This is a genomic window from Agreia sp. Leaf283, from assembly GCF_001422485.1.
Classification (GTDB): Bacteria; Actinomycetota; Actinomycetes; order Actinomycetales; family Microbacteriaceae; genus Agreia.
The window spans coordinates 925,952-940,422 of sequence record NZ_LMNF01000001.1 but is presented as its reverse complement, the minus strand read 5'-3'; the positions used below and the strand labels follow the sequence as shown (position 1 = coordinate 940,422).

The 14,471-nt window shown below is 68.2% G+C and carries 19 protein-coding genes; 11 read left to right on the top strand and 8 right to left on the bottom strand.

What is annotated here, in order from left to right:
* Window positions 1–58: 58 nt before the first annotated feature.
* Entirely contained in the window at window positions 59–439 is a 381-nt protein-coding gene (locus ASF51_RS04260) for a hypothetical protein (RefSeq protein WP_055925623.1), read from the top strand.
* Here the strand turns inward: ASF51_RS04260 and ASF51_RS04255 are convergent.
* Window positions 436–879, bottom strand: coding sequence for a MarR family winged helix-turn-helix transcriptional regulator (locus ASF51_RS04255; RefSeq protein WP_055925620.1), 444 nt, complete (start codon window positions 877–879; stop codon window positions 436–438). The two genes, ASF51_RS04260 and ASF51_RS04255, sit on opposite strands and share 4 nt — an antisense overlap.
* A gap of 58 nt (window positions 880–937) precedes the next feature.
* Here ASF51_RS04255 and ASF51_RS04250 point away from each other — a divergent pair, with 58 nt between their 5' ends.
* Window positions 938–1,303: a VOC family protein gene (locus tag ASF51_RS04250; protein ID WP_055927864.1), complete on the top strand. Its 366-nt coding sequence runs from the start codon at window positions 938–940 to the stop codon at window positions 1,301–1,303.
* Between the two features lie 134 nt (window positions 1,304–1,437).
* Here ASF51_RS04250 and ASF51_RS04245 read toward each other — a convergent pair whose 3' ends face one another.
* Entirely contained in the window at window positions 1,438–2,115 is a 678-nt protein-coding gene (locus tag ASF51_RS04245; protein ID WP_055925617.1) for an NADPH-dependent F420 reductase, read from the bottom strand.
* Window positions 2,116–2,126: 11 nt separating this feature from the next.
* The gene (locus ASF51_RS04240; RefSeq protein ID WP_055925613.1) at window positions 2,127–3,155 is read right to left on the bottom strand and encodes an LLM class flavin-dependent oxidoreductase; all 1,029 of its coding nucleotides are present in this window, start codon (window positions 3,153–3,155) and stop codon (window positions 2,127–2,129) included.
* Window positions 3,156–3,204: 49 nt separating this feature from the next.
* Between ASF51_RS04240 and ASF51_RS04235 the strand changes: the two genes are divergently transcribed.
* Window positions 3,205–3,783, top strand: a complete 579-nt coding sequence (locus ASF51_RS04235) for a MarR family winged helix-turn-helix transcriptional regulator (protein WP_235497129.1) — start codon at window positions 3,205–3,207, stop codon at window positions 3,781–3,783.
* A 284-nt stretch (window positions 3,784–4,067) separates the two neighbouring features.
* Here ASF51_RS04235 and ASF51_RS04230 read toward each other — a convergent pair whose 3' ends face one another.
* Both ASF51_RS04230 and ASF51_RS04225 read right to left on the bottom strand, forming a co-directional pair.
* Window positions 4,068–5,813: an alkaline phosphatase family protein gene (locus ASF51_RS04230; RefSeq protein ID WP_055925610.1), complete on the bottom strand. Its 1,746-nt coding sequence runs from the start codon at window positions 5,811–5,813 to the stop codon at window positions 4,068–4,070.
* A 125-nt stretch (window positions 5,814–5,938) separates the two neighbouring features.
* Window positions 5,939–6,631, bottom strand: coding sequence for an SDR family NAD(P)-dependent oxidoreductase (locus tag ASF51_RS04225; protein WP_055925607.1), 693 nt, complete (start codon window positions 6,629–6,631; stop codon window positions 5,939–5,941).
* Between the two features lie 102 nt (window positions 6,632–6,733).
* On the opposite strand from ASF51_RS04225, the gene ASF51_RS04220 reads away from it, so the two are divergent.
* Window positions 6,734–7,591: a helix-turn-helix transcriptional regulator gene (locus tag ASF51_RS04220; protein ID WP_055925604.1), complete on the top strand. Its 858-nt coding sequence runs from the start codon at window positions 6,734–6,736 to the stop codon at window positions 7,589–7,591.
* A 79-nt stretch (window positions 7,592–7,670) separates the two neighbouring features.
* On the opposite strand, the gene ASF51_RS04215 is transcribed toward ASF51_RS04220, so the two are convergent.
* Window positions 7,671–8,417: a DUF429 domain-containing protein gene (locus tag ASF51_RS04215; protein WP_055925601.1), complete on the bottom strand. Its 747-nt coding sequence runs from the start codon at window positions 8,415–8,417 to the stop codon at window positions 7,671–7,673.
* Between the two features lie 89 nt (window positions 8,418–8,506).
* Here ASF51_RS04215 and ASF51_RS04210 point away from each other — a divergent pair, with 89 nt between their 5' ends.
* A complete protein-coding gene (locus ASF51_RS04210) occupies window positions 8,507–9,046 on the top strand; it encodes a DUF4870 domain-containing protein (protein WP_055925598.1) in 540 nt (179 codons plus the stop codon).
* On the opposite strand, the gene ASF51_RS04205 is transcribed toward ASF51_RS04210, so the two are convergent.
* Both ASF51_RS04205 and ASF51_RS19390 read right to left on the bottom strand, forming a co-directional pair.
* A complete protein-coding gene (locus ASF51_RS04205; RefSeq protein WP_055925595.1) occupies window positions 9,043–9,981 on the bottom strand; it encodes an aldo/keto reductase family oxidoreductase in 939 nt (312 codons plus the stop codon). The two genes, ASF51_RS04210 and ASF51_RS04205, sit on opposite strands and share 4 nt — an antisense overlap.
* Window positions 9,982–10,027: 46 nt before the next feature.
* On the bottom strand, window positions 10,028–10,234 hold the full coding sequence (locus tag ASF51_RS19390) for a hypothetical protein (protein ID WP_055925592.1): 207 nt from the start codon (window positions 10,232–10,234) through the stop codon (window positions 10,028–10,030).
* 170 nt (window positions 10,235–10,404) lie between these two features.
* Here ASF51_RS19390 and ASF51_RS04195 point away from each other — a divergent pair, with 170 nt between their 5' ends.
* From ASF51_RS04195 to ASF51_RS04170, 6 genes are all read left to right on the top strand, one after another.
* The gene (locus tag ASF51_RS04195; protein ID WP_055925589.1) at window positions 10,405–10,815 is read left to right on the top strand and encodes a MauE/DoxX family redox-associated membrane protein; all 411 of its coding nucleotides are present in this window, start codon (window positions 10,405–10,407) and stop codon (window positions 10,813–10,815) included.
* A gap of 41 nt (window positions 10,816–10,856) precedes the next feature.
* A complete protein-coding gene (locus tag ASF51_RS04190; protein ID WP_055925586.1) occupies window positions 10,857–11,264 on the top strand; it encodes a PadR family transcriptional regulator in 408 nt (135 codons plus the stop codon).
* Window positions 11,261–12,001: a hypothetical protein gene (locus ASF51_RS04185; RefSeq protein WP_055925583.1), complete on the top strand. Its 741-nt coding sequence runs from the start codon at window positions 11,261–11,263 to the stop codon at window positions 11,999–12,001. The genes ASF51_RS04190 and ASF51_RS04185 overlap by 4 nt, the downstream gene beginning before the upstream one ends.
* Window positions 11,998–12,912: a hypothetical protein gene (locus ASF51_RS04180; RefSeq protein WP_055925580.1), complete on the top strand. Its 915-nt coding sequence runs from the start codon at window positions 11,998–12,000 to the stop codon at window positions 12,910–12,912. Before ASF51_RS04185 ends, ASF51_RS04180 begins: the two co-directional genes overlap by 4 nt.
* A gap of 96 nt (window positions 12,913–13,008) precedes the next feature.
* On the top strand, window positions 13,009–13,809 hold the full coding sequence (locus ASF51_RS04175; RefSeq protein WP_082479518.1) for an alpha/beta fold hydrolase: 801 nt from the start codon (window positions 13,009–13,011) through the stop codon (window positions 13,807–13,809).
* Window positions 13,803–14,471 (top strand): triacylglycerol lipase, encoded by a 669-nt coding sequence (locus ASF51_RS04170; RefSeq protein ID WP_055925577.1) that lies wholly within the window; start codon window positions 13,803–13,805, stop codon window positions 14,469–14,471. The genes ASF51_RS04175 and ASF51_RS04170 overlap by 7 nt, the downstream gene beginning before the upstream one ends.

The window sequence follows — 14,471 nt, the reverse complement described above, 5'->3', positions numbered from 1 at the left end:
CGTATCGAACCCGGCCTGACCATGGCGTGAGACCACCCGATCGGGAGAGGATGGGCGCATGCCCGCGACCTCGAACGCGCCCGACAGCCAGCCCGGTCCTCCCGAGCCCGTCTCGCGCGGACCCCGCGGACAGCGCGGACCCCGCGGGCCGAGGCGGCTGCGGGCCGGTGCGATCGCCGTCGGAGCCATCGTCGGCGTCGCCGGAGTGCCCCTCTGCTACCTGATCCTCCAGCTGCTCGGCGTGATCATCTCCGACGCCGGGCTCATCGCGTGTCTGGTCGCACCGACGGCGGTGCTGCTGCTCGTGTGCCTCGTCCCGCGGGCGCGTGCGTGGGCGCTGCAGGCGGCGGTGGCGTCTGCCCTCGCATCCATCGCGCTTGTCGTGTTCGTGTTCGGCGGCATCACCCTGATCACAGCGATGCTCTCGGACCCCGCCTAGGACCGCAGCGATGCCGCGCAGGTCGACAGCATCGTTCGCAGCGCGACCTGTTCGGCCGGCGCGAGGCCCGACTTCATGCGGTCCTCGACTCCCCTGACCGCGGCGCTGGCCGTGGCGAGCTGGGCCCTTCCGGCCGCCGTGAGCTGCGTCGGCAGGGCGCGCCCGGAGGCAGGCTGCTCTGATCGCGTGACGAGCCCGTCAGCCTCGAGCGTCTGCAGCAGCACGTTCATCGCCTGCCTCGTCACGAAGGTGCCACGCGCGAGCTCGGAGTTGGACAGCCCCGGCCGCTGGGCGAGCAGTTCGAGGCAGGAGTAGTGCGTGACACTCATGCCGAGCGGACGCAGCACGGCCTCCATGGCGGTGCGCAGCGCACTCGAGACCTCCTTCATCAGGTACCCCAACGACGTCTCCAGCTCGATTCCCGCACCGTCTTGACTCATGTCAATATTCTGACATACTGGGGATGTCAACAAACTGACATCAATGAAGGAGAACATCATGACCGCATCCGGCCCCGGCTTCATCTCACTGCAGGTCCGCGACATCGAGGCGTCCGCCGCGTTCTACGAGAAGCACCTCGGTCTCACGCGCCAGCCCGGCCCGCCCCACGCCATCGTCTTCGGCACGACGCCCGCGGCCTTCGCCGTGCGCGACGCGATGCCCGGCGTCGACCTGAACTCGGGCGCGCAGCTCGGCCTCGGCATCGGCGTCTGGATGCACGCGCCCGACGCCCAGCAGATCCACGACACCCTCATGGCCGACGGATTCACCATCACCTCGGCACGCGTCGACGGTCCCTTCGGTCGCACCTTCACCTTCGCTGACCCCGACGGCTACGCCATCACCCTGCACGACAAGGCCTGACCCTCCGGCTCACGCGTGTCGAAACCTGATGGTCGAGCGCGCCCTTATTCGGCGAACGCTCCTGCGCCGACGGCGCGTTCGCCCGATAACGGCGCGCTCGGCCGGATGGAGCACCGCGCACAGGGCGCCTGACCTCAGGCGGCGGCCCGCTCCACGACGTCGCGGATCTCGGAGGCGCTGAGGTTCGCGCCGAACAGCTCGCGCCCCGGTTGCAGCACCGCACCCTCGGCCAGCGCACCCAGGTCGACGGGGTCGAAGCCGAGAGAGTCGATCAGGTCGGCGACCACGTCGTTGGCCGCCACGTCATCTCCCGAGAGCGCGATCGCCTTGCGATCCGGGTCGCCCGCGGGCCGCGCGCCCTCGTCGAGGTCGTGGTAGCCCATGTGATTGAACGCCTTCACCAGGCGTGAACCGGGCAGGGCTGTCGCCACGAGCTCGCTGGTCGTGACGTCGTCACCGGTCAGATCCGGGCGAACGCCGTCGACCTCCCACCAGTAGTTCATGGCGTCGATCACGATCTTTCCGCGCAGCTCGTCGACCGGCAGGGTCTCGACCCCGTCGAGGGGCAGGGCCTTGCCCAGCGGAAGAGCCAGGATGACGATGTCGGCCCGGCCCGCGGCATCCGATGCCGTCGTCGCCTCGGCGCCGTGCGCCAGCACGTCGATCGTGAGCTCGATCGCGGCGGGCGGCCGCGAGCTCGCGATCAGCACGGGGTACCCGGCTGCGATCGCGAGACGGGCGAGCACGGTGCCCACTTTTCCGGCGCCGAGGATGCCGATGGTCGCCTGCTTCGGTTCGGTCAAGGAATGCATGGGTGCGCCTCTCAGGCCAGGATGTCGCGGACGAGGGGAACGACCTCGGTTCCGTAGAGCTCGACCGCACGCATCCGGTCGCTCATCGGGGTGGTGCCGGCCGAGTAGATCAGGTCGAATCGCCCGGCCCCCAGCGTAGCGATCGCGCTCGCCATGCGACGGGCGACCGTCTCGGGCGAGCCCACGTACATCGAGCCGTGCTCGACCTCGTTCTCGAACTCGGCGCGGGTCACGGGCGGCCAGCCGCGCAGGGCTCCGATGCGGTCGCGCATCACCTTGTAGTGCGGAAAGAAGATCTCTTTGGCCTCGTCGTCGGTGCGGGCGATGAAACCCGGCGAGTGCATGCCGATCGGATGCGCCGTGGTGCCGAACTGCTCGGCCGCGCGTCGGTAGAGATCGGTGTAGGGCGCGAACCGTTCGGGGCTGCCGCCGATGATGGCCAGCATCAGGGGGAAGCCGTACTGCGCGGTACGCACGACCGACTGGGGCGAGCCGCCCACGCCGACCCAGGTCGAGAGGTGCCCCGACTCGGTCTTCGGAAAGACGTCGGCGTCGTGAAGCGCTGCGCGGGTCGTGCCGCTCCAGCTCACGGGCCGCTCGGTGAGCAGGCGCGAGAACAGCTCGATCTTCTCTTCGAAGAGGGTGTCGTAGTCGCTCATGTCGTAGCCGAAGAGGGGGAACGACTCGGTGAACGAGCCCCGGCCCAGGATCACCTCGGCGCGCCCATTCGAGAGGGCGTCGACGGTGGCGAAGCGCTGGAACACGCGAACGGGGTCGTCGGAGCTCAGAACCGTCACGCCCGAACTCAGCCGGATGCGCTCGGTCTGCGTGGCGATACCCGCCAGCACGGTCTCGGGACTCGAGATGGCGTACTCCGGCCGGTGGTGCTCACCGACGGCGAAGACCTCGATGCCGAGCTGGTCGGCCAGCACGGCCTCGGCGACCACGTGCCTGATCGCCTGCGCGTGGGAGGCGAGTTCTCCCGTGTCGGTCTGCGGAATGTCTCCGAAGGTGTCGAGCCCGAATTCGATGTCAGCCATGATCGCGTCCTTTGATGATCTAATTGACATGTCAAATGAATGGAGCGTCGTGAATATTCCCGAGGACGACGGCGAGCGCGGCGCCGGCCGCCGGTCCGGGCGCCCATCCGCCGGTCGGAAGTCGCCGACCCGCGACGAGCTACGGGCCTGGCGCACCTTCACCGAGACGACCGATCTCGTGAAGCGGCACATCGAGGCCGAGCTGCAGCAGGCATCCGGTGTCTCGTCGGGCGACTACGGCGTGCTGCTCGCCCTCTCGGAGCAGCCCGACCACCGGCTGCGCTCGTCGCCGCTGGCCGAGCAGATCGGCTGGGAGCGCAGCCGCCTCTCGCACCACCTCGGTCGCATGGAGCGGCGCGCGCTGATCGCGCGGGAGCGGGCATCCGACGACAGCCGCGGAGCGTGGGTCGTGCTCACCGACGAGGGAGCCCGCACCTTTCGCCGAGCGTCGTCACCGCACCTCCACTCGGTGCAGAGGCTGTTCGTCAGCGCCCTGACATCTGAGCAGCTCGCGGCCCTCGACGACGCGATGCGCGCGCTGGCCGCTCACCTCGAGGAGCCCTCCACCGTTCGACAGGACGAATCGACGACACTCCGGGTGTCGACCGACGACACACCGACGGACTGACGAAGCGTCCTGTAATAGGGGGGGGAAACTAGCGACGACGACGTCCGCGCCCGCGGCTCCGGCTCCGGCCGGTCGACTTTCCTCCCCTGGCATCGGCTGCCTGGCGCTTCTTGAGCTGCTTGGCAGCGATCGACAGAATGAACGGGAGAAGTCGAAGAAACACGGGTCGTCCTTTGAGTGGAGTGGGCGAGCACGATGCTCGCTCACCCTCGAGCGTGGTCGAGAAGACGATCTTCTGCAGAAGGCTTGACTTCGCAGAACCTCCTGTGGAGCGCAGCACGACCTCAGTCGCGCACTCCGAACAGGCCGTCTCCGTGCTTCACGAGCACGTCGTAGGCGTCGGCGTAGTTGTCAGGCAGGGGTGCACCCGGCTCGTACTTCGCGAGCAGAATCCCGATCAGGCCCAGCGCCGGAGGGGTCAGCGGGCGGGTGCGGTCCTTGTCTTTGTCCGCGCGCGGATTCGCCTCGGGGTTCGGCGGAACGTACGCCGGCGTGACCGTCGGCCAGAGCGCGGGCTGCCGCGGCTTCGTGAGATTCACCGCGTTGAAGATCGGGGTGGCGGATGCGTCGCGCTCGGTGAGCGGGTCGAGTCCGTGGAGCTCGGCGAGGGTTTTCGCAAGCGACCCATGGTGCATCTCGTCATTGATCACCGAACCGGCCTTGGTGTACGCCGACACCACGATCGTGGGAACCCGCAGCCCGAGGCGATCGAAGGTGAAGCCCATCTCTCCGGGCTTCTCGTTCTTCACCGGAGGAACCGCGGTCGGCGGCGCGACGTGGTCGTAGAGTCCACCGTGCTCGTCGAAGGTCACGAGCAGCACGGTGTTCATCGCGTTCGATCCGGTGGCCGAGGCGCCGTTCTTGACCGCCGTGTAGACCTCGCCGAGCAGCTGCTCCCCCGCGCGCATATCGGAAAAGGCAGACGCCATCTCGGGCGTCTCCGGGTCTTCTCGGTCTTTCGAGGGCCGCACCACCGGCGGGTGCATGTCGTTGTGGTCGAAGACCATGCGCGGCTCGACGAAGGCGTAGTCGGGCAGGTTGCCCTTCGCGGCGTCGTCGTGGAACTGCTCCATGCTGCGGAAGTTGCTCTTCCAGTACTTCTCGATCGACGGCGCGCTCAGCAGCCCGGTGAGCGAGACCACCTGTTGCGCGTCGTAGTACACGCGCCACGACTTGCCCGCGTCCTCGAGCCGGGTGAACACGGTCGGCACGGCCGGCGCATCCAGCCATTTGCCGATGCCCGCACCCTCGGCGTTCGTGACATAGCCGTGCGACGTGCTCGCGTGAAAGAACGAGCGGTTGCAGAATGTCTGCGACGGCACCGCCGCGTGCCAGTGGTCGTAGACCCCGAAGTTCTTCGCGAGGGCCGAGAGCACGGGCAGCATCGTGGGCGAGAAGCCTCCCATCACCACGGCGTATTCGTCGGGGGTGGGCTTGCGTCCGCGCGAAAGCGTGGAGTTGACGATGTAGTCCTTCACGAAGCCGTTGTTCTGCGGCTTCGACGTGTCCTTCGGAAGATTCCAGGGCTCCCTGAGCGGATTCTTCAGGTCGGCGTTGCTCTCGGGGTCGATCGTGCCGAAGAGCTGCGTGTTCACGTGCGGGTAGAACTCGCCGGGGTCGGGATCGGGCTGCGCCATGATCTGGTCGGTCGGCCCGCTGTAGACGTGGGCGGGCACGGCCTCGCCCGACTCGCCCGGATTGCTGTACGACCCCTGGTGCAGGCCGTCGAAGGTCTGCCCGGCGGGCTCCTGCCCCGACTCGTAGAGCCATCCCAGCATGTGGTCGAACGAGCGGTTCTCGAACATGACCACCACCACATGGTCGAAGCCCGGCTCGCTGCGAACGGGCAGCGGCGTGAAGCCGAGGTCGTCGGCATCGGCCTCAGACGATCGGATGCCGGCGGTCACGCCGCCGACGGCGGCTCCGCCCACCGCAAGGCCGGCGACCCCGATGCCGGCCGTTCGCAGAAAGTTGCGACGCGATGCGCCGCGCTCGGTCAACCCGTCGTTCTTCTTCTTGTCGTCGGCCATGGCGCGACCCCCTCCCGATCCCGCCAGATTACCTGTGCGAGCGGCGGGAGGCCCCACCCCTTGCGCCTGCGCCAGGAGGAGGCCGCCCTTCGACAAGCTCAGGGAACGACGCGGCGGCGCGGCTCCTAGAAGGCGGCCACTCCGTCTCTGTTGATGAAGGTGCCCGTCGGCCCCTCGCCGCCGCGGGTTGCGAGCTCTACGATCGCATCCGTGCCCTCGGTCACGGTCTGCGGGCCGCTGTTGTTGTTGAAGTCGGTGGCCGTGTAGCCGGGGTCGGCCGCGTTGATGCGGATCTCGGGGTACGCCTTCGCGTACTGCACCGTGAGCATCGTGACCGCCGACTTCGACGACTGGTAGATCGGCGCGATAATGGTCGATTCGATGTGATCCGGGCTCAGCACAGACGCGAACGAGCCCATCCCGCTCGAGACGTTCACGATGGTCGCCTCGTCGGAGCCGCGGAGCACGGGCAGGAACGCGCGGGTCATGCGCACGATGCTCACGACGTTGGTCTCGAACACGCGCGTCGCGTCATCGGGGGTCAACTCCTCGGCGGGCACGTAGGGCTGCGAGATGCCGGCGTTGTTCACGAGCACGTCGATTCCTCCCGCCTCGACGATCGTGTCGACGGCGGCGGCGACCGATGAGTCGCTCGTCACGTCGATCGGAATGAACCGTCCGCCCAACTCGTCGGCGGCCGTGCGGCCGCGGGTCTCGTCACGTGCGCCCATCCACACGGTGTGGCCGGCCTCGATGAGTCGGCGGGCTGTCTCGTGGCCGAGGCCTTTGTTGGCCCCGGTGATCAGTGTTGTTGTCATGCCCAGAAGTCTGCGCCGACCGTGCGCGGCTGTCGTGGCCCGTCTCAGCGTACGGACGGCCAGTACCACCCAGCCCGGGCGGACCGCTGGCACACTGAGTGAATGCAGGATGCGCACGGCGATCTCGGGTCCCTCCTTCGTGCGTGGCGCGATCGGCTCTCTCCCCTCGACGTCGGCTTCCCCGCCGGCGACTCCCGCCGCGCTGCGGGTCTGCGGCGCGAAGAGCTCGCCTCGCTCGCCGGGCTCAGCGTCGACTACATCGTGCGCCTCGAGCAGGGCCGTGCTCGCAGGCCGTCGGAGCAGGTGGCCTCGTCGCTGGCCAGAGCCCTTCAGCTCACCGATGCGGAGCGCGACCACCTGTTCGTTCTGGCGGGCCTGCTTCCTCCGTCACCGCACCAGGTGCCGGCGCACATTCCTCCGGGCGTGCAGCGGCTCGTGGCACGGCTCGGCGAGATTCCCGTCGCCGTCTTCACCGCATCGTGGGATCTGCTGAGCTGGAGCCCGCTGTGGACCGCGCTGCTCGGCGAGCCGGTGCGCCCCGCGTCGGGCAGGCCGAATCTGCTTCGCGCGCACTTCGGCAACCTCATGCTCGGCGACGGCGGCGGCAGAATCGTGAGCCGTTCCGGCAGCGTGGATGCCTTCGGCGCGTCTCTCGTCGCCGACCTGCGCCGGGTGGCGGGCCGGTACCCCGAAGACCGCGGGGTGCGCGCCCTTATCGCCGAACTGCTCTCGACGAGCGAGGAGTTCCGGGTGCTGTGGGAGAGCGGGATCGTGGGCGAGCACGAGTCCGAGAGCAAGGTCGTGAGCAACGAGCTGGTGGGCGACATCGCCCTCGACTGCGATGTCTTCAGTGTCGCCGGAACCGATCTGCGCATCGTCGCGTACACCGCACCGGCGGCGTCGGAGGCCGCGGCGAAGCTCGACTTCCTGCGTGTGACGATGGCAGCCGCGCTCCACTAGTTCGCCCCGCGCCGCATCCGCTCCCGCTGGGGCCATCCGCGCCCGGCCGTCCGGCAGCGGATGCGCCGGGCGGGCGCGGTTACGCAGGGTGGAGTGCGGAGAGCGGGGCCGTCGGGAGGGCGGTCCAGCCCTCGCGGCGCGCGCGGGCCAGCTGCTCCGGCGCCGGAGCGTCGTAGTGGCCGAGCGCCGCACTCCGCGAAGCGAGGGCCGCGATCACGGCGTCGAAGGCGTCGCCCGACCGCACCATGAGATCGGCGGAACCTTGCAGGTCGAGCCAGGGGGCGGCATCCAGAATCTGCGCCAGCAGCAGCTCGCGGGCCGTCGCGCCCACCCGGTACCCGGTGGTGTCGAACCCCCAGAGCCTGAGGCTCGCGCCGGGATAGATCTCGACCACGACGCCGGCGCCCGAGCGGTCGACCTCGACGCCCCGAGCCTGGATGCGGCCGAGCAGACCTGCGCACCGCATCGCGGTGAGGCCGAGTCGGTCGGTCGACACGCTGAGCGGCCAGCGGCCCGTCTTGGCTCGCACCTCGCGATCGGTCTCGCGGTAGGCGAGAGTGCGGCGCCAGTCCATGCCTCCGTCGACCTCGAGTCCATCGACGGATTCATGGTCGGCGTTGGCGACGACGAAGCTCACGAACTCGTCGGGCCAGCCGAAGGCGCAGTCGATGCCGAGCTTGTCGACCGCCGTGGCAGCATCGGCGATCGCCGCGTCGCCGACGCCGAGCGTAAGCTCCGCGAGCGTGGCCCGGGCGCCCGACCACTCGATCACCGCGAGGGCGGTTCCCTTGTTCTCGGCGGCGAGATCGACCCCGGCGGTGAGCATCCGTCCAGCGTAGTCGCGACCGCGGACAGGCTCATGAGTGGGGACTTCTCCCCATTCTCGATGCGCGGGCCGATCTATAGCGTGGAACCATGACAACCGGATCCTCTTACGAATCCCTGCCACCCCAGACTCCCGGCCAGCCCGAGCCGGCGCCCAGCTCCTACCAGTCGGCGTACCAGCAGCCGTATCCTCAGGTCGGGCAGCAGCCGAATCTGCCGGCGGGCTATTCGCAGCCACTCGCGGCTGCCCCCACGGGCGCTCTTGCCTACGGACTCGGCTTTCTCGCCTACATCCCGATCCCTTATCTGAGCCTGCTGGTTGCCGGAATCGTGATGGCGGCGATGTACCCCTCGCAGAAGACGAAGGGCGAGCTCGCCGCCGAGAACGCGCGCCAGGCCGCGAACTGGGGCCTCAGCCTCATCGCGTACATCGTGCTCGACTTTCTCTTCTTCGCCATCATGCTCGCGACCCGCGGCGACGACAGCACGGGATTCTTCCCCATCGGCATCCCCGTCGTGCTCTTCCTCGCCCTCGGCATCGCGCACCTCGTGGTGATCATCATGGGACTCGTCGCGGCGAACAAGCGCACCGTGCTGCGCAACCGCATCGCGATCCCGTTCATCCGCTAGGGCAGCAGCGCCCCGCCCGCCACCAGCAACCGATACCACTCCGGCCTGGTCAGCTCGATCTCCGAGCCGGCGGCCGCCTCGCGCACCCGCGAGCCCTTGGTCGTTCCGAGCACGAGCTGAATGCGCGCCGGATGCCGGGTGATCCACGCGGCGGCGATGGCGGTGGGCGTCACTCCGTAGACGGCGGCGAGGTCGTCGAGCACGTCGTTCAGCTCGGGGTAGTTCTCACGGTCTCCGATGAAGACACCACCGGTGCCGCCCGACTGGAACGGCGACCACGCCTGCACCGTGATGTCGTTGAGGCGGCAGTAGTCGAGAACGCCGTTGTGCCGATCGACCGACTGCTCGGAATGCGCCATGTTCATGGCGAGCCCCGAGGTGATCGACGGAGCGTGGGGGATGCTCAGCTGCAGCTGGTTCACCACGAGCGGCTGCGCAACGGACTTCTTCAGCAGCTCGATCTGGCCGGGCGTATGGTTCGAGACGCCGAAATGCCGCACCTTGCCCTCGGAGTGCAGCTGCTCGAACGCGGCGGCCACCTCATCGGGCTCGACGAGCGCGTCGGGACGGTGCAGCAGCAGAAGGTCGAGGTAGTCGGTCTTGAGCGCCGTCAGCGATCCGTTCACCGAGTCGACGATGTGCTCGGCCGAGAAGTCGAAGTAGCCCGGGCGGATGCCGCACTTGGTCTGCAGCACCATCTGCTCGCGCTCGGCCGACGTGTAGTTCAGCGCGTCGGCGAACAGGCTCTCGCACACGTGCTCGGGGCTTCCGCCCGAGCCGTAGATGTCTGCATGGTCGAAGAAGGTGATGCCCTCGGCTCGGGCGTCGCCCACGAGCGTGCGAATCTCGGATGCCGACAGCTCGGGAATGCGCATCAGCCCCAGAATGTGCTGGGAGACGGTCAGGCCGGTTGTTCCGAGGGGCACGTATTTCATGCTTCGCAGGCTATCGCGCCGCACCGACGGCCGGGTCGCGCCCGGGTCAGATGTTGTCCGGCTCCGCAGGGGTCGGCGTCGGTGTCGGCGTCTCCGTCGGCGTGGGGGTGGGTGTGGGGGTCGGGGTCTCCGATACCGACGGGGTCGGAGTGGCGGTGCCGATGTAGTCGGTATCCTGAGCCTCGCCCGTACATCCGGCGAGCAGGAGCAGGGCGGCAGTCGCGACGAGGGAGTGAGCGATGAACTTCTTCATTCCGCCAATGTACGGAGAAGCAACCGATCGTCGCCGACCCATAGATATACGGGCGATGCGGTGATAGCCGACCCGGCGCATCCGGCTGTCGCGCCTGCCGGCCCGCCGACCGTCATCAGGATGCGAGGCGTATCGTCGAGTGAGACCATTCGATTCACCCGAGGAGCCCCATGACGAAACAGCTCGACAAGCCCGCCTCGAAGGGCCGCACCGCAGCCCGCATCGCGCTCGGCGCCATCCTCGTTCTCGCCGGCACCAGCCACCTCACCTTCGCCCGCGACGACTTCCGCGCGCAGGTGCCCGAGTTCGTCCCCTTGAAAGAGGACACGACGGTGCTGTTGAGCGGCGTGGCCGAGATCACGCTCGGCGCGGCACTGCTCTTCGCTCCGCGCTCGCAGCGCGAGCGGGTAGGCGGCCTGGCAGCGGCCTTCTTCACCGCGATCTTCCCCGGCAACATCGCACAGGCGATCCACCACCGGGATGCGTTCGGTCTCGATTCCGACGCCAAGCGCGTCGGGCGCCTGTTCGGCCAGCCCCTGCTGATCGCGTGGGCGTGGTGGTCGACGCGCACGGCCAAATAAGAGTTCTTGCTTAAAGGAAGATAGCTTCCTATGGTGGACGTATGGCCAAACGTAAACCAGGACGACTCTTTCCCATCGAGTTCGATGTGCTCGAATGCGGCCTCGCGCTGCAGGCGAGCGACGGCACCTTCTACGGCTTCGCTCTCGCTCGCGCACTGTCCGATCACTCCGGCACCGAACTGACGGCCCACGGCACGCTCTACAAGGCGCTCGGCCGCATGAAGGACTCCGGGCTCCTCGAGTCGACGTGGGAGGACTCGGCAGCCGCCGACGCCGAGAACCGGCCTCGGCGCCGCCTCTACACGGTGACGGGCGAGGGCGAGAAGGCCTATCGCGCGGAGGCGCTGGCCCTCGGCGCGGATGCCGTGGCCGAACGTCGGCGCGCTCGTGCCGGTGGCGTCATTCCGGGGGTTCCGCTTCTGGGCATCGACGCGGGAGGGCTGGCATGAGCGTCGCACGCACGGCCGACTACCGGCGAATGACCGCGCATGTTCTGCGCTGGGCCGCCTGGTACACCCGGGGCATCGATCGACAGGCCACGAATGATCGGCTCGACGAGCTGACCTCCGACCTGTACGAACACGTCGTCTGGGCGGAATCGGTCGGCCTGCAACCCGACGAGGTGGCCCGCAGCATCCGCCGACGCCGCCTGCGCGGCATGGTCGACGACCTCCGCTGGCGGCGTGCGCAACTGCGAGAGGCCCGCGTGCACGACCCCCTGGAATTCCGCCTCAGGCGCAACGACAACGCCGCTCTCGCGATCACGGTCACGGTCGGATTGGGAGTCGTCGTCTTCGGAGCGTTCACGCTGACCCGCGTTGTGTCCTACCTCGCGGTCACGGGCGATACCGTGGTCACCGCGCTCAGTGGGGCGCTCGTCCTGTCGCTTCTGCTGTCCACCGTCGGCCTGATCCTCCTCGGGTGGAAACGCGCCCGGTTCGCGGGCGCACTCGCCCTGATGATCGCGCAGGCGGCCGTCGTGCAGTTCGGATTCCACGGTCTGCTCTACGGCAGCGCGGCGGTCAACTCGTTCATGTACTTCTCCGAGCTCTGGCCTCTTCCGAAGTACGCCCTCGTCGGCGCATTGGGCCTGTTCTTCGCCGCAGCCGCGCTCTGGTGGTGGCCGAGCAGCAGGGCGGTACGGCCGCCCCTCGCCTCCGCGTCAGAAGAAGGAAGCGCACGATGAAGCGCCGGATCGCCGCGATCATCGCAGCCGTCGCGGGCATCGGCATCGTCGCGACCGCCGTCTTCATCGGAGTCGGAGTCGTCGAGTCGCACGCCCTCCTCGAGTCGGCCTCGACTCCCGCTCTCCAGACCACCATCGACTCCGCGCTCTCAGAGGACGCACCTGCCGAGCCGGTGGTCTCGAACCTTCCAGCCGAGTTGATCGCAGGGTTGCCCGGCTATACCGACGAGCACGATCGAGACACCTACATCCGCGTTCAGACGGCGATCAAGATCTGCATGACCACGCACGGGTACAGCTACCAGTTCGCGCTGGCGCCGGAAACGGGCTCGGTGATCGGATTCGTCTCGACCGGGTTCAATCCGATGCCCGAAGGCTTCGACCAGAGCGAGCAGGGGTCCCTCTACGGCTCTCCCGACAACCTGCTCCCCCACTACGACTGGACGTCGGGCGGCTGCTACGGAGAGGCAGTTCACAAGGCGGGGCTCCTCGATGACGACTCGACAGGCTTCACCGACGCCGAGCTCGCGAAGATCACCGAGCTCTACAACTCGATGGCCTACCCGCCCGAGCAGCCCTATGGCTACGCCGGCGAGACTCCGGGCTTCGCCTCGGGGTTCGATGCGGCGACCGCGGAGGCCATCGACGCCTCCATCACGTCGTGCATGAACGACCGGGGATTCACCTTCGACATCTCCGACAACGTCAGGCCAGACGGCGCGATCCAATTCAACGGAGGCGCGTTCGACGTGAATCCACTGGCTGGAGACGGAGACACATCACAGTCGGATATGGACGACGCGTTCGTCGCCCTCTACGGCCCGCGGTTGTCGGCCGACCAGCCCTACGACTGGCAGACGGGCGGCTGCTACGGCGCGGCCATCCACGAAGCCGGAGTCCCCGGCGCATAGAAGCTGACCCCGTTCTGATCAAGTGCCGCCTACCCGACCCACTCCCCGCGGTCAACGCCACCCCGCACATCCATCGCGACGGCCTACCGTGAGGGAATGCCCTCCGCTCGCACCCTGACCACCGGCATCCGAGCATTCGTCGGTGACACGCACGCGAGCGACGCGGTGTCAGCATCCGGAGCGGGACCCGCGATCGTGCTCGTGCACGGCATCGGCACCTCGCACCGTTACTTCTCCCGGCTGCATCACGAGCTCGAGAGCGACGGCCCTGTCTACTCGCTCGACCTGCCCGGATTCGGCGGTACGCTCAAGCCGAGCTTCTCGCCAACCGTGCGCGAGATGGCCTTGCTGCTGGCTCGCTCACTCGACGAGCTCGCACTGCGCGACGTCGTGCTCGTCGGTCACTCGATGGGCGCGCAGTGGGTGGTCGAACTCGCTCTCCTCCGGCCCGACCTCGCGTCTCACGTCGCGATCATCGGACCGGTCTCCGACTCGAGGCACCGCTCGCTGCTCGCGCAGTCCCGAGCGCTGGCCGTCGACATCCTGGGCGAACCGCCCCTGACCAACGCCGTGGTCTTTCTCGACTACCTGCGCTGCGGCCCCGTCTACTTTCTCGCGCAGTCGAAGCCCATGCTGACCTACCCGATCGACGAGCGGGTCACGTCGCTCACCCAGCCGCTGCTGGTTCTGCGCGGCGGCAATGACCCGATCGCGAGCGAGGACTGGTGCCGACGGCTCGTCGCGCGAGCGCCGATCGGATGCCTCGCAACGGTTCCCCGCAATAGGCACGTCGTGCAGTACACGGCTCCCCGAGCCGTGGCGGGCGCGCTCCGCAGTTTCGTCGCGGGAGAGCTCGCGTCGTCGGTGCACGCCGCCGTGTCGGGATCGCGATCGTGAGGCCGCTGCGCATCGCCGGGTGGTGGGCACGCGACTACGTCTACGCCCTCTATTGGCAGGCGCGGGCGATCCTCGGCAGAACCGACCCCGCCTCGTTCCGCTCGGGAGAGGCGAAGCCGATCGTGGTCATTCCCGGCGTGTACGAGACCTGGCGTTTTATGCAGCCGCTGATCCGCGCGATGCATGACCGCGGGCATCCGGTGTACGTAGTCGATGCACTGAACTGGAACAACCGGCCCGTCGTCGAGGCTGCCGATCTCGTTTCGGCGTTTCTGGCCACCCACGACCTGCGGGGCGTCGTGGTCGTCTCGCACAGCAAAGGCGGGCTCATCGGCAAATACGCCATGACGGCGGGGAGGGAGGCCGCGCGAATAGAGTCGATGCTCGCCGTCGCCGCGCCCTTCGGAGGATCGTTCTATGCCCGGTTCATGGTGCTTCCCAGCCTGCGCATCTTCTCGCCGAAGAACGCGACGATCCTCGCGCTGGCCCACGACGAGTCGGTGAACTCGCGCATCGTGTCGGTGTACGGGGAGTTCGATCCGCACGTTCCCGCTGGCAGCGAACTGGTCGGAGCCAAGAACGTGCGGCTCGACACGGGCGGGCACTTCCGCGTGCTCGCGCACCCGCGCGTGATGGCCGAGCTCGCCGCGCTGGCGGAGTAG